Annotated in this window: 18 protein-coding genes; 6 read left to right on the plus strand and 12 right to left on the minus strand. The window is 53.0% G+C overall.

Annotated elements, in window-relative coordinates:
• Positions 1–467: 467 nt before the first annotated feature.
• The gene (gene gltB / locus GW591_RS14710; RefSeq protein WP_112151045.1) at positions 468–4925 is read left to right on the plus strand and encodes a glutamate synthase large subunit; all 4458 of its coding nucleotides are present in this window, start codon (positions 468–470) and stop codon (positions 4923–4925) included.
• A gap of 9 nt (positions 4926–4934) precedes the next feature.
• A complete protein-coding gene (locus GW591_RS14715; RefSeq protein WP_013577235.1) occupies positions 4935–6353 on the plus strand; it encodes a glutamate synthase small subunit in 1419 nt (472 codons plus the stop codon).
• Positions 6354–6516: 163 nt separating this feature from the next.
• On the opposite strand, the gene sspB is transcribed toward GW591_RS14715, so the two are convergent.
• The 5 genes from sspB to zapE all read right to left on the minus strand — a co-directional run bounded on the left by sspB (position 6517) and on the right by zapE (position 10286).
• Positions 6517–7011 (minus strand): ClpXP protease specificity-enhancing factor, encoded by a 495-nt coding sequence (sspB, locus tag GW591_RS14720; protein WP_013577236.1) that lies wholly within the window; start codon positions 7009–7011, stop codon positions 6517–6519.
• A gap of 3 nt (positions 7012–7014) precedes the next feature.
• Positions 7015–7656, minus strand: a complete 642-nt coding sequence (gene sspA, locus GW591_RS14725; protein ID WP_013577237.1) for a stringent starvation protein SspA — start codon at positions 7654–7656, stop codon at positions 7015–7017.
• Between the two features lie 334 nt (positions 7657–7990).
• A complete protein-coding gene (rpsI, locus tag GW591_RS14730; protein ID WP_013577238.1) occupies positions 7991–8383 on the minus strand; it encodes a 30S ribosomal protein S9 in 393 nt (130 codons plus the stop codon).
• A gap of 16 nt (positions 8384–8399) precedes the next feature.
• Entirely contained in the window at positions 8400–8828 is a 429-nt protein-coding gene (gene rplM, locus GW591_RS14735) for a 50S ribosomal protein L13 (RefSeq protein ID WP_013577239.1), read from the minus strand.
• Positions 8829–9146: 318 nt separating this feature from the next.
• Entirely contained in the window at positions 9147–10286 is a 1140-nt protein-coding gene (zapE, locus tag GW591_RS14745) for a cell division protein ZapE (protein ID WP_013577241.1), read from the minus strand.
• Positions 10287–10571: 285 nt separating this feature from the next.
• Between zapE and zapG the strand changes: the two genes are divergently transcribed.
• From zapG to degS, 3 genes are all read left to right on the plus strand, one after another.
• Positions 10572–10973: a Z-ring associated protein ZapG gene (zapG, locus tag GW591_RS14750; RefSeq protein WP_013577242.1), complete on the plus strand. Its 402-nt coding sequence runs from the start codon at positions 10572–10574 to the stop codon at positions 10971–10973.
• Between the two features lie 154 nt (positions 10974–11127).
• Positions 11128–12495, plus strand: a complete 1368-nt coding sequence (gene degQ, locus GW591_RS14755) for a serine endoprotease DegQ (protein WP_013577243.1) — start codon at positions 11128–11130, stop codon at positions 12493–12495.
• An 87-nt stretch (positions 12496–12582) separates the two neighbouring features.
• Positions 12583–13650, plus strand: coding sequence for an outer membrane-stress sensor serine endopeptidase DegS (degS, locus tag GW591_RS14760; RefSeq protein WP_037035040.1), 1068 nt, complete (start codon positions 12583–12585; stop codon positions 13648–13650).
• Positions 13651–13726: 76 nt separating this feature from the next.
• Here degS and murA read toward each other — a convergent pair whose 3' ends face one another.
• The 7 genes from murA to mlaF form a co-directional block, all read right to left on the minus strand.
• Positions 13727–14986, minus strand: a complete 1260-nt coding sequence (gene murA, locus GW591_RS14765; RefSeq protein WP_013577245.1) for a UDP-N-acetylglucosamine 1-carboxyvinyltransferase — start codon at positions 14984–14986, stop codon at positions 13727–13729.
• A 67-nt stretch (positions 14987–15053) separates the two neighbouring features.
• Positions 15054–15308 (minus strand): BolA family iron metabolism protein IbaG, encoded by a 255-nt coding sequence (gene ibaG / locus GW591_RS14770; protein WP_013577246.1) that lies wholly within the window; start codon positions 15306–15308, stop codon positions 15054–15056.
• A 168-nt stretch (positions 15309–15476) separates the two neighbouring features.
• Entirely contained in the window at positions 15477–15791 is a 315-nt protein-coding gene (gene mlaB / locus GW591_RS14775) for a lipid asymmetry maintenance protein MlaB (RefSeq protein WP_013577247.1), read from the minus strand.
• Positions 15788–16423: a phospholipid-binding protein MlaC gene (gene mlaC / locus GW591_RS14780; protein WP_013577248.1), complete on the minus strand. Its 636-nt coding sequence runs from the start codon at positions 16421–16423 to the stop codon at positions 15788–15790. The genes mlaB and mlaC overlap by 4 nt, the downstream gene beginning before the upstream one ends.
• Before the next feature lie 41 nt (positions 16424–16464).
• Positions 16465–17031: an outer membrane lipid asymmetry maintenance protein MlaD gene (mlaD, locus tag GW591_RS14785; protein WP_166860892.1), complete on the minus strand. Its 567-nt coding sequence runs from the start codon at positions 17029–17031 to the stop codon at positions 16465–16467.
• A gap of 3 nt (positions 17032–17034) precedes the next feature.
• Positions 17035–17817, minus strand: a complete 783-nt coding sequence (gene mlaE / locus GW591_RS14790) for a lipid asymmetry maintenance ABC transporter permease subunit MlaE (protein WP_013577250.1) — start codon at positions 17815–17817, stop codon at positions 17035–17037.
• 15 nt (positions 17818–17832) lie between these two features.
• A complete protein-coding gene (gene mlaF / locus GW591_RS14795) occupies positions 17833–18636 on the minus strand; it encodes a phospholipid ABC transporter ATP-binding protein MlaF (protein WP_013577251.1) in 804 nt (267 codons plus the stop codon).
• A 307-nt stretch (positions 18637–18943) separates the two neighbouring features.
• Between mlaF and GW591_RS14800 the strand changes: the two genes are divergently transcribed.
• Complete coding sequence (locus GW591_RS14800; protein ID WP_013577252.1) at positions 18944–19921, plus strand: calcium/sodium antiporter; 978 nt, start codon at positions 18944–18946, stop codon at positions 19919–19921.
• Positions 19922–19936 lie beyond the last annotated feature (15 nt).

The following is a 19936-nucleotide window of genomic DNA, read 5'->3' on the forward strand; positions in this document are numbered from 1 at the left end:
ATTTTCCAGTATAAAATACTGGTAATTACGCCCCTGCCAGCACGGTGCGGAGATCTTACGCTTTCCCCATAGTGAGTCAGCTCACACTTTACGTGCATGCCCCCATCGGAAATATGCCAGCAAAAACCCCACAAAACATATATATTTCAAATAATTAAATCTCTTTATATCACTTTTAATATAACTTAAATCGCCATTTGACCTGTCTGTGCTTTCTCGCTAAGTTGGGAGTCCGCTGGAAGCAATCTCGACGGGTGAGCAACTCGTCATATTTATGCAGTAATTGAAGACTCCCTCATTAAAACAAGTCAACCACCACTTGTGAGAACCATCACGAGAGGCCTTTGACGGAGATGTCCGGGCAATCAACGCACCGCAAGAGTGCGCGAAATTGCGGACAAACCTCTGTGTATAAGCCCGCTCGCGATTGGTGTGAGAGTCTCGCAGAGCCTGGGGAGGTTCACGTAATGTTGTACGATAAATCCCAAGAGAGGGACAACTGTGGTTTCGGCCTGATCGCCCATATAGAAGGCGAACCTAGCCATAAGGTCGTGCGTACTGCGATCCACGCGCTGGCCCGTATGCAACACCGTGGCGCGATCCTTGCTGACGGCAAGACCGGCGACGGCTGTGGCCTTCATTTACAGAAACCTGACCGCTTCTTCCGCATGATTGCTGAAGAACGTGGCTGGCGTCTGGCGAAAAACTATGCCGTTGGCATGCTGTTCCTCAGCAAAGATGAAAAAGAAGCTGAGGCAAGCCGCCGCATTGTTGAAGAAGAGTTGCAAAACGAGACGCTGTCCGTGGTGGGCTGGCGTGACGTTCCGACCAATCCGGACGTACTCGGTGAAATCGCGCTTTCCTCCCTGCCCCGCATCGAACAAATTTTTGTCAACGCGCCTGCCGGCTGGCGTCCGCGTGACATGGAGCGCCGCCTTTATATGGCGCGCCGCCGTATTGAGAAACGCATTCAGGATAAAGACTTCTATGTGTGCAGTTTCTCCAACGTGGTCACGATCTATAAAGGCCTGTGTATGCCTGCGGATCTGCCACGCTTCTATTTAGACCTGGCCGACCTGCGTCTGGAATCGGCCATCTGCCTGTTCCACCAGCGTTTCTCGACCAACACCGTACCGCGCTGGCAACTGGCTCAGCCTTTCCGCTATCTGGCGCACAACGGCGAAATCAACACCATCACCGGTAACCGCCAGTGGGCGCGTGCCCGTGCGTATAAATTCAAAACGCCGCTGATCCCCGATCTGCAAGACGCCTCACCGTTCGTGAATGAAACCGGTTCGGACTCCAGCTCGCTGGACAACATGCTGGAACTGTTCCTGGCAGGCGGGATGGATTTACTGCGCGCCATGCGTTTGCTGGTGCCGCCAGCCTGGCAGCAAAACCCGGACATGGACGACGATCTGCGCGCATTCTTCGACTTTAACTCCATGCACATGGAGCCGTGGGATGGCCCGGCCGGTATCGTGATGTCAGATGGCCGTTATGCCGCCTGTAACCTTGACCGTAACGGTCTGCGTCCTGCGCGCTATGTCATCACCAAAGATAAGCTGATCACCTGTGCGTCCGAAGTTGGCATCTGGGATTATCAGCCGGACGAAGTGGTCGAAAAAGGCCGCGTCGGACCGGGCGAGCTGATGGTGATCGACACCCGCAGCGGCAAAATCCACCATTCTGCAGAAACTGACAACGATCTGAAGGGCCGCCATCCTTATAAGCAATGGATGGAGAAAAACGTTCAGCGTCTGGTGCCGTTCGAAGACTTGCCGGAAGATCAGGTGGGCAGCCGTGAGCTGGAAGACACCTTACTGGAAACTTTCCAGAAGCAATTCGGCTACAGCAGCGAAGAACTCGATCAGATCATCCGCGTACTGGGTGAAAACGGTCAGGAAGCCGTCGGCTCCATGGGTGACGACACGCCATTTGCCGTGCTCTCCAGCCGTCCGCGTATCGTGTATGACTACTTCCGCCAGCAATTTGCGCAGGTCACTAACCCGCCAATCGATCCGCTGCGCGAAGCCCACGTGATGTCTCTGGCGACCAGCATCGGCCGCGAGATGAACGTGTTCTGCGAAGCCGAAGGTCAGGCTCACCGTCTGAGCTTCAAATCGCCAATCCTGCTGTGGTCTGACTTTAAACAGCTGACCACACTCGACAGCAAACACTATCGCGCGGAAACGCTGGATATTACGTACGATCCGACCGAACAAAATATGGAGCAGTTCGTCCAGAAACTCTGTGACGAAGGCGAACAGAAAGTGCGTAACGGCGCGGTTCTGCTGGTGCTGTCTGACCGCAATATCGCCCCGAACCGCCTGCCGCTGCCTGCACCCATGGCCGTCGGTGCGTTGCAGTTGCGTCTGGTTGAAAAAAGCCTGCGATGCGATGCCAACATCATTGTTGAAACCGCCAGCGCCCGTGACCCGCACCATTTCGCCGTGCTGATTGGCTTCGGTGCCACTGCGGTTTACCCGTATCTGGCCTACGAAACCCTGGCAAAACTGGTCGACTCCCAGGTCATCGAGAAGAAATACCGTGAAGTGATGCTGAACTACCGTAACGGCATCAACAAAGGCCTGTACAAGATCATGTCCAAAATGGGCATATCAACCGTCGCCTCTTACCGTTGCTCGAAACTGTTTGAAGCAGTCGGTCTGGCGAAGGATCTGTGCAACACCTGCTTTAACGGCGTCGTCAGCCGTATCGGCGGTGCCGGTTACAGCGACTTCGAACAGGACTTACTGAACCTGTCCAAGCGCGCGTGGCTGAAACGCAAAACGCTGGATCAGGGCGGCCTGCTGAAATTTGTCCACGGTGGCGAATACCATTCCTATAACCCGGACGTGGTCACTACCCTGCAAGCCGCTGTCAACAGCGGTGATTACGACGATTATAAGAAATACGCCAAACTGGTAAACGAGCGTCCGGTGGCCACACTGCGTGACTTGCTGAAAGTCACGCCAAAAGGCCAGCCGATCCCTGTTGATCAGGTTGAACCGGCGGAAGGTTTATTTACCCGTTTCGATACCGCAGCGATGTCTATCGGCGCACTGAGCCCGGAAGCGCATGAATCTCTGGCCGAAGCGATGAACAGCATCGGCGGACGTTCTAACTCCGGCGAAGGTGGCGAAGACCCGGCGCGTTACGGCACCAATAAAGTGTCCCGAATCAAACAGGTGGCTTCCGGTCGTTTCGGTGTAACCCCGGCGTATCTGGTCAATGCTGACGTTATCCAGATCAAAGTGGCGCAGGGTGCAAAACCAGGCGAAGGCGGCCAGTTGCCGGGTGACAAAGTGACGCCGTACATCGCGAAACTGCGCTATTCCGTACCGGGCGTGACCCTGATTTCTCCACCGCCGCACCACGATATTTATTCCATTGAAGATCTGGCGCAGCTGATTTTCGACCTGAAACAGGTCAACCCGAAAGCGATGATTTCGGTGAAACTGGTGTCTGAACCGGGCGTCGGCACTATCGCCGTTGGCGTGGCAAAAGCTTACGCGGATCTCATCACTATCGCTGGCTACGATGGCGGCACCGGCGCAAGCCCGCTGTCTTCGGTGAAGTATGCCGGTTGTCCGTGGGAACTGGGCCTGGTAGAAACACAACAGGCACTGGTGGCCAACGGCCTGCGTCATAAGATCCGTCTGCAGGTTGATGGCGGCCTGAAAACCGGCCTCGACATCATCAAGGCAGCGATTCTTGGTGCAGAAAGCTTCGGTTTTGGTACCGGCCCGATGGTGGCGCTGGGTTGTAAATACCTGCGTATTTGCCACCTGAACAACTGTGCAACGGGCGTGGCAACTCAGGATGAAAAACTGCGACGCAACCATTATCACGGACTGCCGGAACGCGTAGTGAACTACTTCAGGTTCATTACGCAGGAAACCCGTGAAATCATGGCCGAGTTGGGTGTCAGCCAGCTGGTGGATCTGATTGGTCGTACCGATTTACTGACTGAACTGGACGGTTTCACCGCCAAGCAAAACAATCTCGACCTTTCTGCGATACTGGCAACGGCCACGCCGCATGAAGGCAAAGCGGTGTACTGCACTGAAAGCAACCCGGCGTTCGACAAGGGTCAGCTGAATAAAGACATCCTGGAACAGGCCGCGCCGCATATCGATTCAAAACAGAGCAAAGCGTTCTACTTTGATATCCGCAACACTGACCGTTCCGTTGGCGCTATGTTGTCCGGTGCGATTGCAGAGAAACATGGCGATCAGGGCATGGCGGCTGATCCGGTGCGTATTAACTTCAACGGCACCGCAGGCCAGAGCTTCGGCGTCTGGAACGCAGGCGGCGTAGATTTAATGCTGACCGGCGACGCGAACGACTATGTGGGCAAAGGTATGGCGGGTGGCCGCATTGCCATTCGTCCGCCAATTGGTTCTGCGTTCCGCAGTCACGAAGCCAGCATCATCGGTAACACCTGTTTATATGGCGCAACCGGCGGCAAAATGTTTGCTGCAGGCCGCGCGGGTGAGCGTTTCGCGGTACGTAACTCCGGTGCCATCACCGTGGTGGAAGGCATCGGCGATAACGGTTGTGAATATATGACCGGCGGCATTGTTTGTGTGCTGGGCCGTACCGGCGTCAACTTCGGCGCAGGCATGACCGGTGGTTTCGCTTATGTTCTTGATGAAGATGGCGAATTCCGCAAACGTGTTAACCCGGAACTGGTTGAAGTCCTGGAAGTAGCCGATCTGGCTATCCATGAAGAGCATCTGCGCGGTTTGATCATCGAACACGTACAGCTGACCGCATCGACCCGTGGTGAAGAGATTTTGGCGAACTGGCCGGAATGGGCGCCTAAATTTGCCCTGGTAAAACCGAAGTCCAGTGATGTCAAAGCATTGTTGGGTCACCGTAGTCGTTCCGCAGCTGAGCTGCGGGTACAAGCGCAGTAAGAGGTTAAGATGAGTCAAAACGTTTATCAATTTGTCGACCTGCAGCGTGTTGATCCGCCTAAGAAAGCGCTGAAGATCCGCAAAATTGAGTTTGTGGAAATTTACGAGCCGTTCTCAGCAACGCAGGCCGCATCACAGGCTGACCGCTGCCTGTCCTGCGGTAACCCTTACTGCGAATGGAAATGCCCGGTTCACAACTACATTCCGAACTGGCTGAAGCTGGCGAACGAAGGTCGCATCATGGAAGCAGCCGACCTCGCGCATCAGACTAACAGCCTGCCGGAAGTCTGCGGGCGCGTTTGTCCGCAGGACAGACTGTGCGAAGGCTCCTGTACCCTGAACGATGAGTTCGGTGCAGTGACCATCGGTAACATCGAACGCTACATCAACGATAAAGCGATCGAGATGGGCTGGCGTCCGGATATGTCTCACGTGCAGCCAACCGGCAAACGCGTGGCGATCATCGGCGCAGGCCCGGCAGGTCTGGCTTGTGCAGACGTCCTGACCCGTAACGGTGTGAAAGCGGTGGTTTACGATCGCCATCCGGAAATCGGCGGCCTGCTGACTTTCGGTATTCCGGCCTTCAAGCTGGAAAAATCAGTGATGACCAAGCGTCGCGAAATCTTCACTGAGATGGGTATCGAATTCCAGCTCAATACCGAAGTCGGCAAAGATATCACTATTGATGCGCTGCTGGCGGAATACGATTCTGTATTCCTCGGCGTTGGCACCTATCAGTCCATGCGCGGTGGCCTGGCGAACGAAGATGCGCCGGGCGTGTACGATGCCCTGCCGTTCCTCATCGCTAACACCAAGCAGCTGATGGGCTACGATGACAGCCAGGAAGAACCTTACGTGACGATGGATAAGAAACGCGTCGTGGTGCTGGGCGGTGGTGATACCGCAATGGACTGCGTGCGTACCTCGATTCGTCAGGGCGCAACGCATGTAACTTGTGCGTACCGTCGTGATGAAGAGAACATGCCGGGCTCGCGTCGTGAAGTGAAGAATGCGCGTGAAGAAGGTGTGGATTTCAAATTCAACCTGCAACCGCTGAGCATCGAGCTGAATGATTCAGGCCGCGTATGCGGCGTGCGTATGGCGCGTACCGAACTGGGCGCTCCGGATGCACATGGCCGCCGTCGTGCAGAAATCGTGGCCGGTTCCGAACATGTGATGGAAGCTGATGCCGTGGTGATGGCATTTGGTTTCCGCCCTCACAAAATGGAATGGCTGGCAGCCCATGACGTTGAGCTGGACTCTCAGGGGCGCATCGTTGCCCCTGAAGGCAGCGACAACGCCTTCCAGACCAGCAATCCGAAAATCTTCGCGGGTGGCGATGCAGTTCGCGGTTCTGATCTGGTGGTGACAGCTATTGCTGAAGGCCGCAAGGCCGCAGAAGGCATCATGAACTTCCTCGAAGTCTGATCCGACGGGGCATCAAAACGGGGCTGCCAGCGATGGCAGCCCCGTTGTTTTTTTAATCGTATGCAATCTGCACTGGCGAAAAGAGGCGGCGGCGTATTTAAGGCAATAAAAAACCCCACGTAACAACGCAGGGTTTAAGCATGAAGCCGGATTGAGCGGGTTGTTATTTCACAACACGCAATGCCGGGCGACCACCGCGAGGCGGTGTCGGCGGCTCATCATCCGGATCTTCTTCAGCCACATCCGGCAAATCACCATCAATGACTGACATGGTCGGTTCTGTCGGCTCATCAGCGCTCAGGTCACCGTCAAAGGCACCTTCGGCTTCATAAGCAGGTTCAGGTTCGAACATGGTACCGGCACCGTTTTCACGGGCATAAATTGCCAGAACAGCAGCAATCGGTACAAACACGTTACGCGGTACGCCACCAAAACGGGCGTTAAAGCGTACGTCATCATTACCCAGTTCGAGATTGCCGACAGCACGCGGCGCAACGTTCAGAACAATTTGTCCGTCACGCGCAAACTCCATCGGCACCATCACGCCAGGCATCGTCACGTCAACCACCAGATGCGGGGTTAACTGGTTGTCCAGCAACCAGTCATAAAAAGCCCGCAGCAGATAGGGGCGACGCGGAGACATGTCGGTCATCTCCATACCTTAACCTCGGGTATGCAAACGCATTTCGCGCTCTGCTTCGGTCAGGGAAGCCAGGAAAGCATCACGTTCGAAGACGCGGGTCATGTAGCCTTTCAGCTCTTTCGAACCGGTACCTGACAATTCAATGCCCAGCTCTGGCAAACGCCACAACAGCGGAGCCAGGTAGCAATCGACCAGACTGAACTCTTCGCTTTTGAAATAAGGCATGTACGAGAAGATTGGCGCAATCGCCAGCAGCTCTTCACGCAGTTGCTTACGTGCAGCGTCCGCTTCAGTCGCAGAACCTTGCTCGATTTGACGCATCAGCGAATACCAGTCATTTTCGATGCGGTGCATCATCAGACGGCTCTCACCACGGGCAACCGGATAAACCGGCATCAGCGGCGGATGCGGGAAGCGCTCATCAAGATATTCCATGATGATGCGGGATTCAAACAGGGTCAGCTCACGATCAACCAGTGTCGGTACAGTGCGGTAAGGGTTGAGGTCAATAAGATCCTGCGGCAGGTGATCCATCTCAACCTGCTCGATCTCGACACTGACACCTTTCTCCGCCAGTACGATACGTACCTGATGGCTAAAAATGTCGGTCGGGCCGGAAAACAGCGTCATTACCGAACGTTTGTTGGCAGCGACAGCCATGAAAACCTCCAAGTTTATCTAGAATATTACAGCGAGTTATCGCCAGCCTGCAGTTTTTGTCCCGTAGTTTCATAGACAACCATCGGCAAGGCGAACCCAGCCAGGAAGCGCGGCAACGTCAACTGCTCGGCGAACAGGCACAAAAGTGTGTGATAGTTTACCAGATTTTACGCAGGCTGTGGGGGACGGTGAGACGATTTCATGGGGAATTGTGTGTCAGGAGATCATTTCCCCTGCAATTACGGAACAAAAGGCATAAAAAAACCCGGTGAAACACCGGGTTTTTGACGCTGATTTTCGTGCCGAAGCACTGTGCTGCAATAGCAGCAGAAAATTAACGCTTGGAGAACTGAGGACGACGACGTGCTTTACGCAGACCGACTTTCTTACGTTCAACCTGACGAGCATCACGAGTAACGAAGCCAGCTTTACGCAGTTCGCCACGAAGATTTTCGTCATATTCCATCAGTGCACGGGTAATACCGTGACGGATAGCACCAGCTTGACCGGAGATACCACCACCTTTAACGGTGATGTACAGGTCGAATTTCTCAACCATGTCGACCAGTTCCAGTGGTTGACGAACTACCATGCGGGCAGTTTCACGACCAAAGTACTGTTCCAGGCTACGCTGGTTAATTACGATGTTACCACTACCCGGTTTGATGAAAACACGAGCGGCGGAGCTTTTGCGGCGACCAGTGCCGTAGTATTGATTTTCAGCCATTGCCTATAATCCCGAATTAAATGTCAAGAACTTGCGGTTGTTGCGCCGCATGAGTGTGCTCGTTACCCGCGTAAACTTTCATTTTACGGTACATTGCACGACCCAACGGGCCCTTTGGCAACATGCCTTTAACCGCGAGCTCGATCACGCGTTCAGGACGGCGAGCGATCATCTCTTCAAAGGTCGCTTGCTTGATACCACCGATGTGGCCGGTGTGATGGTAATAAATCTTGTCGTTACGCTTGTTGCCAGTAACAGCAACTTTTTCTGCGTTCAGAACGATGATGTAATCACCAGTATCAACGTGCGGAGTGTATTCCGCTTTATGTTTGCCACGCAGACGGCGAGCCAGTTCAGTGGCCAGGCGACCTAAGGTCTTGCCGGTAGCGTCAACTACGAACCAGTCACGTTGTACGGTTTCCGGTTTAGCTGTAAAAGTTTTCATTAAAAGCTTACCCAATTAAAGTTACACGTTGGCGAACACCCGAACGCTTACTTGTTTATAAAATAAGTATTTGAGGTTCACACGACCATCGTCCAGCAAACCTACCCCTTCGAATAGCCAATGCTGGCACTTATAAAGTTTCGGGAAAAAAACTTTGTAGTAACGTGGGGTCGCAAGATTATAGAGAAGTCTCCCGCAAAGATCGAACCCTTTTTCGACAAAAAGGAAGATTTACCTCAACGTCTTCTGAGGGTTCGCCATGCAGGCTTTACTGCGCCTTTTTATACCACAGGCTGAGCAAATAATAATCAATTAAAATCACGGCAGATGCGGCCGCCTGAGGTATTCCTCACTCTGCATCTCCTGCAGACGCGAGAGACAACGCTGATATTCGAATTTCAGCCGTTCCCCCTGATAAATCTCAAACATCGGCACCGCTGCGGAAATCACCAGTTTTACATGGCGCTCATAGAATTCATCGACCAGCGCCAGAAAACGCCGCGCAGCGTTCTCACTGTCTGCGCCCATCACCGGCACATTATGCAGCAGTACACTGTGATAGATTTTCGACAGCGCAATATAATCGAGCTGGCTGCGCGCCTCTTCACATAAGGTATGAAATTCCACCGCCAGCACGCCGTCAACGGCAGCAATGGCTTGCAGCGGACGATGATTCACTTCCAGTACGGGTCTTTCGCCTGCCTCCGCGCCACTGTGATTGCCGGTCAGTTTGCCCAGCATGGAATGCATCGCGTCACTCGTATCAGGGCCAACAGGCGATAACCACAAATTGGCTTGTGTCAGCGTACGCAGACGGTAATCAATGCCGGCATCCACATTCAGCACATCGCAATATTCTTTAATCAGATCAATGGCCGGCAGGAACCGCGCGCGTTGCAGACCGTTGCGGTACAGCAAATCAGGCGGAATGTTCGATGTCGCAATCAGGGTGATACCGCGGGCAAACAGCGCCTGCAGCAACGTCGCCAGCAACATCGCATCGGTAATATCCGAAACAAAAAACTCGTCGAAACAGAGTACGTCCGTTTCCGCTTTGAAGCGGTCAGCAATCACTTCCAGCGGATCTTCCTGCCCCTGAAGCTCCGTCAGTTCTTCATGGACACGCAACATAAAGCGGTGAAAATGCAGGCGAAGCTTACGTTCACCGGGCAGGCTGTGGAAAAACAAATCCATCAGCCAGGTTTTACCGCGCCCCACGCCGCCCCACATATACAGTCCCTGTACTGGTCGCGAAGGGGTTTTCGGCGGAGATTTTGCAAACAAACGGCCCAGCAACCCTCCACGACCGGTGGTCTGAGGCATTGTTGCGGGCTGCGCGGAAAGTGCCTGATAAATCACATCAAGCTGTGCGACAGCCTGTTTCTGAACAGCATCCGCCTGGAATTCACCGGCATCCACAGCGTTCTGATAAAGGAAAAGGGGTGATTGAGATTGCATCTTTGTTAACGTCCCTGAGAAAAAATTTTTATGTTTTTCACGTCGTTTAGCCGCTTTTTTGCCGTGGGTTCGCCGCTTTTCCCGGCTGTCTGTGTATGAAAAAACCAACAGATAGCAGTGATTTTCCTCGCAGGATTCCACTCTGGCAAGGTTAACGGTTATAGTGGAGATATTGCATGACAAATGCGTGTAACAATTACGTTAAAACCATTGTGTAAAGAAGTTAAGTCATAAAAGTTACGTGAAAAAGCCCTGCGGGACAACGAAGTCAAAATAGGAGTCATTATGACCTGGGAGTATGCACTCATTGGATTAGTGGTCGGTATCGCGATTGGTGCGGTAGCGATGCGCTTTGGTAATCGTAAATTACGTGATCAACAAGTCATGAAAAACGAACTGGAGAAAAGCAAAGCCGAACTCGACGAATACCGTCAGGAACTGGTGGGCCATTTTGCCCGCAGCGCAGAGTTGCTGGATAACATGGCGACTGATTACCGTCAGCTGTATCAGCACATGGCTAAAAGCTCCAACAATTTGCTGCCCGATATGCCCGAGCAAGATAATCCGTTCAACTACCGCCTGACCGGCTCCGAGGCCGATAACGATCAGGTACCGGTGCAAATGCCACGCGATTATTCTGATGGCGCGTCCGGTCTGCTGCGTGGTGAGCGTCCGGTTCGTAAATAACAGACGCCCCTGACCTGCATAACAATCGTTATGCAGGCGTATTTACGGCATATGTCCCGTGCATGTGCCGTTCTCCAGACCCTTCCCGTGCTGTGAATCACTGTTCTATTGTCCATAACTGACGTCCATTACAGAAAGCGAGAGAGTTATCGTGATGAAGAAAAAGTCATTTTTGCTCAGTGTGTTAGCTGTTAGCCTTGGATTAACTTTCGCTTCTGCGCCTATGGCGAATGCCGCTTTACCTACGGAAGTTCAGGGACAACCTTTGCCAAGTCTGGCACCTATGCTGGAAAAAGTATTGCCCGCAGTCGTGGGCGTTCAGGTTTCAGGTACCCAGCCACCCAGTGCGGATGTCCCACCGGAATACAAATTCTTCTTCGGTCAGCAGGACCCTGAACCCAATCAGGGGCCACAGCCTTTTGAAGGGCTCGGTTCAGGCGTTATTATTGATGCCGCCAAAGGCTATGTGCTCACCAACAACCACGTGGTGAATAATGCGGATAAAATCAACGTTCAGCTCAACGATGGCCGTGAATATAAAGCCAGGCTCATCGGCAAAGACGATCAGTCTGATATTGCGGTGATCCAGCTGATTGATGCTAAAAATCTGACACAAATTACGATGGCGGATTCCGACAACCTGCGTGTCGGTGATTTTGCCGTCGCCGTTGGCAATCCGTTTGGGCTTGGCCAGACGGTGACATCCGGCATTGTTTCTGCGCTTGGTCGCAGCGGCCTGAATCTTGAGGGGCTGGAAAACTTTATTCAGACCGATGCGTCGATTAACCGCGGTAACTCCGGGGGCGCATTGCTCGATCTGAAAGGTGAACTGATTGGTATTAACACCGCCATCATTTCCTCTCAGGGTGGCAGCGTCGGTATCGGTTTTGCTATCCCGGCGAACATGGCGAAGAACCTCAGCCATCAGTTGATTGAGTTCGGTGAAGTGAAACGCGGCCTGCTGGGGATCCGCGGCAGTGAAATGACGCCGGAACTGGCGCAGGCATTCAAACTTGACAGCCAGCGCGGCGCTTTCGTCAATGAAGTATTGCCGGATTCTGCAGCGGCGAAAGCCGGTATTAAACCGGGCGACGTACTGATTACCCTGCAGGGGAAAACGCTGAGCAGCTTTGCTGAGTTACGCGCGAAAGTGGGCACCGCAGGTCCGGGCGTCACCATGCAGATTGGTTTGCTGCGCGATGGTAAACCGATGACTGTGAACGTCACGCTGGATAAAAGCCCGGCCGTGGAAGTCAGCATTGAGAAACTCAATCCTGCCTTGCAGGGTGTGACGCTCAGCGATCCGGCGGATAAAAACGCCAAAGGCGTGCATGTCGATGACGTGAAAAAAGGGACGCCCGCTGACCAAATCGGTCTGGAAAAAGACGATGTGATTATCGGTGTAAACCGCGAACCGCTCGAAAATCTGGCCGCTTTCCGCAAAATACTGGAAAGCAAACCTGACCTGATCGCGCTGAGCATCTTGCGTAAAGGGCAAAATATCTACTTATTCATGCCGTAAAGCGTTGAAAATCGGACGCAGGTGCTGCTGCGTCCGATTAACTCATGCTATTCTTCCCTCACTTTTTATCTCGCATCCCATATACCCATGTTTGTTAAGCTATTGAGATCCGCTGTTATCGGCCTGATTGTTGCTGGCATTTTGCTGGCGGCGGTACCTATGTTGCGTAAAAACATCACAGAACCGCTGTTTGACCGAAACTTCACCCAAAACAGCGAAGAACCGGTCAGCTATAACTCAGGCGTCCGCCACGCTGCTCCGGCAGTGGTGAACGTTTATAACCGCAACATGGGTAACAGTTCACAGAACGAACTGGCCATCCGCACACTGGGTTCCGGTGTGATCATGAACGACAATGGTTATATCCTCACCAACAAGCACGTAATCAATAATGCCGATCAGATCATCGTCGCATTGCAGGATGGCCGCGTATTTGAAGCCTTGCTGGTCGGCTCTGACAGCCTGACTGACCTGGCCGTACTGAAAATCAACGCCGGAAATCTGCCGGTGATCCCGATTAATCCACATCGCGCCCCGCATGTCGGTGATGTCGTGATGGCAATTGGTAACCCATATAACCTCGGTCAGACAGTCACGCAGGGTATTATCAGCGCCACTGGTCGTATTGGCCTCAGCCCGTCAGGCCGCCAGAACTTTCTGCAAACCGATGCATCGATTAACCAGGGTAACTCCGGCGGTGCACTGGTGAATTCGCTGGGTGAGCTGATGGGGATTAATACACTGTCCTTTGACCAAAGTAATGACGGCGCCACACCGGAAGGTATCGGCTTTGCCATCCCGACCGCACTGGCGACAAAAGTCATGGGCAAGCTGATTCGCGATGGCCGGGTTATTCGCGGGTATATCGGAATCAGCGGGCGCGAGGTTTCCCCTCTGCACGGGCCGAATAGCGGACTGGATCATATTCAGGGGATTGTGGTGAATGAAGTCACACCCAATGGCCCGGCGGCTAATGCAGGCATGCAGGTCAGAGACGTGATCGTTAACGTCAACAACAAACCGGCTGTTTCCGCTATCGAGACAATGGATCAGGTCGCAGAGGTTCGTCCGGGTACGGTCATTCCGGTGGAGATTATGCGTGACGGTCAGAAGCTGACCTTGCAGGTGACCGTGCAGGAATATCCTGATCACTGACGATCGCTGAAGACAGCAACGAAAAAGCCGGAAAGGTTTCCCCTTCCGGCTTTTTTATTGCATCAAGAGCTACGAATCATTCGCCGTTGAAGCGCTCAATTTTCGCACCCAGCTGACGCAATTTATCTTCGATACGCTCATAGCCACGATCGATGTGATAAATACGGTCAACCACGGTCACACCCTCGGCAATACAACCCGCCAGAACCAGACTCGCAGACGCACGTAAATCGGTCGCCATCACCTGAGCGCCAGACAGTTTTTCAACGCCATGGCAAATCAGGGTGCTGCCTTCGATTTCAGCATGTGCGCCCATACGGATCAGTTCAGGAATGTGCATGAAACGGTTTTCGAAGATGGTTTCGGTGATCACACCGGTACCCTCTGCCACCAGATTCAGCAAGCTGAACTGCGCCTGCATGTCAGTCGGGAAGCCCGGATGCGGTGCGGTGCGGAAGGTGACGGCTTTAGCCCGTTTACCATGCATGTCGAGACTGATCCAGTCTTCGCCCACTTCGATATCGGCACCGGCTTCACGCAGTTTTGCCAGTACAGCATCCAGCGTATCAGGACGGGCTTCGCGACAGGTAATCTTGCCACCGGAAATCGCGGCCGCCACCAGGAAGGTGCCGGTTTCGATACGATCGGGGACCACACGGTAAACACCGCCACCCAGACGTGCAACGCCTTCGATGGTGATTTTATCCGTACCCGCACCGGTAATTTTCGCACCCAGCGTATTCAGGAAATTCGCAGTATCGACGATTTCCGGCTCACGCGCGGCGTTTTCAATAATGGTGGTGCCTTCAGCCAATGTCGCTGCGCTCATGATGGTAACGGTCGCACCCACGCTGACTTTATCCATCACGATGTGCGCACCTTTCAGGCGGCCATCGACAGAGGCTTTCACATAACCTTCTTCCAGCACAATGGTCGCGCCCAGCTGTTCCAGACCGGTAATATGCAGGTCAACAGGACGTGCGCCGATAGCACAGCCGCCCGGCAGGGAGACTTCACCGCGACCAAAACGCGCCACCAGCGGGCCAAGAGCCCAGATAGAAGCGCGCATGGTTTTCACCAGGTCATACGGCGCACAAAACTCATTCACCGCACTGGCGTCAACGAAAACAGAACCGTTGCGTTCTATTTTGGTGCCCAGCTGGCTCAGCAGTTTGATGGTGGTATCGATATCTTTCAGATGAGGAACGTTCTGGAGTTCAACAGGTTCTTCAGCAAGCAGTGCGGCAAACAAAATAGGAAGTGCTGCATTTTTTGCACCAGAGATAGTGACTTCACCGCTCAGGCGAGTCCCACCCTGTACACGAAATTTATCCATTATGACTGCTCTCTATTCATTAAAACGACAGGTCAAATACGAGGAAGCTGCCGGAACTCCGGCAGTCTTATAAACCGCTCAGTTTACGGTCACGCGCCCATTCTTCAGGGGTATAAGCCTTAATAGACAGTGCGTGAATTCGATTGTCGGCGATGTATTCCATCAGCGGTGCGTAAACGGTCTGCTGTTTTTTCACGCGGCTCATGCCATCAAACATCGCACCAACGACAATGGCCTGAAAATGACTGCCATCGCCAGTAATGTGGGCTTCGTCCAGTGCCAATGCGTTCATCAGCACGTCTTTAATTTCACTCGTTTCCATAGGGATCTATTCTTCTGAAGAATCATAACAGCCCGATATCTTATAGGGATCGGCGCAATTCTTAAACCACGAAAAAGCCCCTGACGAAGAGTTTCGCACAGGGGCTTTACGGACATTCAGTCAATTATTCACATCCCGCAGCCTAACTCACGGGAACTGCTCATATATTTATTCAACAGAGCAGCCCGTAGTGTCCGACGGAATAATGTCCTGAAGGTTATACAAGGTAATCAGTGTTCTCAGCCTGTCGGTGATGCCCGCAATCGTCAGCGTAATCCCCTGCTGACGGGCTTCCTCGCGTAAATGCACCAGGAAAGCCAGACCGGAAGAATCCACACGCTCCAGCCCGGAAACATCCAGACAGGTCACGCCGGACATCAGCTTTCTGCGCATATCCCAGAATGCCACCAGCGTTTCGCGATCTAACTCACCGTGCAACATCAGTCGCGGCGGCTGCGATTCCCAGCGCAGGGCTTCACTCATTGTTGTTTATCCAGCGTGATCGGCTGAGCAGCGGCTTGTTTCAGACGCGCTGTCAGACCCTCGATACCTTTCTGGCGCAAGATATCTGCCCACTCGTTCTGTTTGGTCGAAATCATGCTGACGCCTTCGGCGATCATGTCATATGCCTGCCATTCGCCTGTGCGGCTGTTTTTACGCCACTGGAAATCCAGACGAACCGGAGGACGACCATTCGGATCGGTAATGGTGACACGGATAGCAATGATATCTTTATCCGCGTAGGACTGCTCTGGTTGCACCGTGTAGCTCTGGCCGTTGTACATCGCCAGCGCCTGACCGTAAGCCTGTTGCAGATAGTCAGAGAACGCCGCGAAATAAGCCTCGCGCTGTGCAGGTGTCGCCTGTTGATAATAGCGGCCTAATACCAGCGCGCCGGCGTATTTGACCTGCACATACGGCAGCAATTCTTCACGAACGATCTGGCGCAGATAGTTAGGATCCTGCTTGATTTTCGGCTGTTCGGTTTTGAGGCGGGTGAAGGTTTTGTTCGCTGCTTCATTCATCACGCTGTAAGGATTGGTCTTGTCCACAGCAGCATTCGCCAGCGGAGCCATAACCACCAACAGTGCAGCGATCACTAAACGTTTAAACATACTTATTTCCTCTTTTATGGAGAATCCGTAATGGCAAATTCTTAATGGGCAGCCGGCTGTGGCGCCGTATTAGCGTCAGGTGCAGGTGCAGCATTCCCTTCAGGCGCAGCAGGAGCCGCCGTTGCGTCAGGGTCAGCCTTGCCGTCGCCACTCTTATAAAGGAACTGGCCAATCAGGTCTTCGAGAACCATCGCTGATTTAGTGTCCTGAATAACGCCGCCGTTTTTAAGGATAGTCGTTCTCATTTCAGGGTCTTCAAAACCAATATTCAACGCCAGGAATTGTTCGCCCAGCAAACCAGACGTGCGGATCGCCAGCGTACTGGTGCTCGGGATCTGGTTGTATTTCTGGTCGATATCCATTTCGACACGTGGGGAATAGTTTTTATCAAGCGTTATGCTGCTGACGCGGCCGATAACCACGCCACCGACTTTGACCGGCGAACCGCTTTTCAGGCCGCCTATATTGTCGAAGTCCGCAGAAATACGGTAAGTCGGGTCGGAGCCGATGGAACGGATGTCGGCCACTTTAAGACACAGGAAGATCACCGCAATCAATGCGATGATTAAAAACGCGCCTACCCAGATTTCACTCTTTTTCGTTTGCATGGTTTAATTTCCAAACATCAGTGCTGTCAGCACAAAATCCAATCCCAGCACCGCCAGTGACGAATGCACCACAGTACGTGTCGTTGCCCGGCTAATCCCTTCGGACGTCGGTATCGCATCATAGCCATTGAACAACGCAATCCAGGTCACAGTGATAGCGAAAACAAGGCTTTTAATCAGGCAGTTAAGTAAATCAGTCCGCCAGTCTACCGCGGTTTGCATCGCTGACCAGAAGAAACCGCTGTCGATGCCTTTCCAGTCCACACCCACCAGCGAACCTCCCCAAACCCCCACGGCAACGAAAATCGCCGTCAACAAAGGCATGGAAATCAGACCGGCCCAGAAACGCGGTGCAACAACGCGGCGCAGCGGATCGATAGCCATCATCTCCAGGCTGGAAATTTGCTCGGTGGCTTTCATCAACCCCAGTTCGGCGGTCAGCGCGGAACCCGCTCGGCCGGCGAACAACAGAGCAGTCACCACCGGTCCAAGTTCACGCAGTAAAGAGAGCGCCACCATCATACCGAGGCTGGCCTCAGCGCTGTAGGTGGTTAAAATCAGATATCCCTGCAAACCAAGCACCATGCCGATAAACAAGCCGGAAACGAGGATAATCAGCAGGGAAAGTACACCAACGCTGTAAAGCTGCTTGATCAACAGCGGCCATTGCTTGGCAAATTGCGGCTTACCGACCAATGCCCGAAAGAGCATCAGACCGGCGCGGCCAAAAGACGCACAGGTGTTTATCCCGCGGCGCCCGACTGAGGCTAACGCCTTAATTAACATGAATAGGGAACTCCATCATCCGAGCAGCTCGGTTTTGTAATCACCGGCAGGGAAACGGAAAGGCACCGGTCCATCGGCAATACCGTCAAGGAACTGACGAACACGCGGATCAGGATTATTTTGCAGCTCCTCAGGTGTGCCTTCGGCAATCACATGCTGCGCGGCCACAATATAAGCGTAATCAGCAATACTTAGCACTTCAGGAACGTCATGAGAAACCACGATGCACGTCACACCCAGCGCATGGTTCAGTTCATCAATGAGTTTAACCAGGACGCCCATGGTGATCGGATCCTGTCCCACAAAAGGCTCATCGAACATGATCAGTTCAGGGTCGAGGGCAATCGCACGAGCCAGTGCGACACGTCTTGCCATACCGCCAGACAATTCAGCAGGCATCAGGTCACCGGCACCGCGTAACCCGACCGCTTCCAGTTTCATGGTCACCGTACTGCGCAGTAATTCTTCCGGTAATTTGCTGTGTTCACGCAGCGGGAACGCCACATTTTCGAACACAGTCAGGTCAGTAAACAATGCACCGGACTGAAACAACATACTCATTTTCTTGCGCGATTCGTACAATTTGCGACGGGACAACGTCGGAATGTTATCGCCGTCGAACCAGATTTCGCCGCTGTCGGGCGCAAGTTGTCCGCCAATCAGACGCAGCAAGGTGGTTTTACCGATCCCCGAAGGCCCCATGATTGCAGTGACTTTGCCACGCGGCACGGTCATATTTATCTCTTCGAAAATGGGACGATCGCCGCGCACAAAACTCATGCCTTTGATCTCAACCAGATTCGATTCGCTTTGACTCATTCAGTTTTTCCCTTCGGAATGCTTTCGCTAAGAATACGTCTGACACGCACAAGGTATCGTATAACTTTGGTATTTTTACAAAAACTTACCCCGGTTTCGTTACCAAAGTTGCCATCGATTTACTTTTCTGCCACAGACGGTCAAAATCAACGAATTACCATTTTAAAATAAAAGCCTTCATCGTCTAACATACAGGAACCCGCAGGCGTCATTTTCAGACAAAATGTCGCCTTAGCTCATGTTGACGAAGGAATCGCCTGCCCGCCAGGGCAACGAACCTCGCATTATACCCAATAAAGGATGTTTCATGCTTCTCGCTATCGTACTGATGATTGTCGGCTTGTTACTGTTAGTTTACGCCGCTGATCGTCTGGTGTACGGAGCCGCAGTGCTGGCACGCTCGATGGGCATCTCCCCGCTGGTGATTGGTATGACTGTCGTCGGCGTCGGAATATCCCTTCCTGAACTGGTGGTTTCCACCACCGCCGCCATCAACGATCAGATGGATTTGGCCGTCGGAAACGCAATTGGTTCGAATATCATTAATATTCTTCTGATTTTGGGCGGTGCCGCCCTGATTCATCCACTTTCCGTTCGTTCTGATATATTACGCCGCGAGCTCCCATTATTGTTACTGGTCACCGCACTGTGTGGTTTTCTGTTAAGCGACGGCGAACTCAGCCGGTTTGATGGTGTTTTGCTACTGGCCAGCGCAGGCGTGTTCATGATGCTGATGATAAAAATCGCCCGGGCCGCCGAAAAAGAGGGGCTGGATACGCTGACCTACGAGCAAATGTCCGAACTTCCGCAAGACAGTAGCAATACGGTCGCATTTTTGTGGCTGGCACTGGGCTTTATCATCATGCCGCTGGCGTCGGGCATGATCGTTGATAACAGCACTGTCATCGCGCGTTATCTGGGTGTCAGTGAACTGGTGATTGGCCTGACGGTGATTGCTATCGGTACCAGTCTGCCAGAACTGGCGACCTTTATCGCCGGCGCTATCAAAGGCGAAGATGACATCGCGCTGGGTAATATTATCGGCGCAAACATTTTTAATACCTGCCTGGTGCTGGGATTACCCGCGCTGGTAGCACCAGGTTCGTTCAACCCAGACGCGTTTCATCGCGATTATTGGGTCATGCTGGCGGTCAGCGTGGTGCTTTCCGGACTATGCCTGATGCGTAAACACCGTATCGGACATTTAGCCGGTGCATTACTGCTGTGTGGATTTATCGCTTATATGGCCGTGCTGTTTCTATTACCGGACAGCATTGCCTTCTGAACTCTGTCAGGAACC

The organism is Rahnella aceris (assembly GCF_011684115.1).
Lineage (GTDB): Bacteria > Pseudomonadota > Gammaproteobacteria > Enterobacterales > Enterobacteriaceae > Rahnella > Rahnella aceris.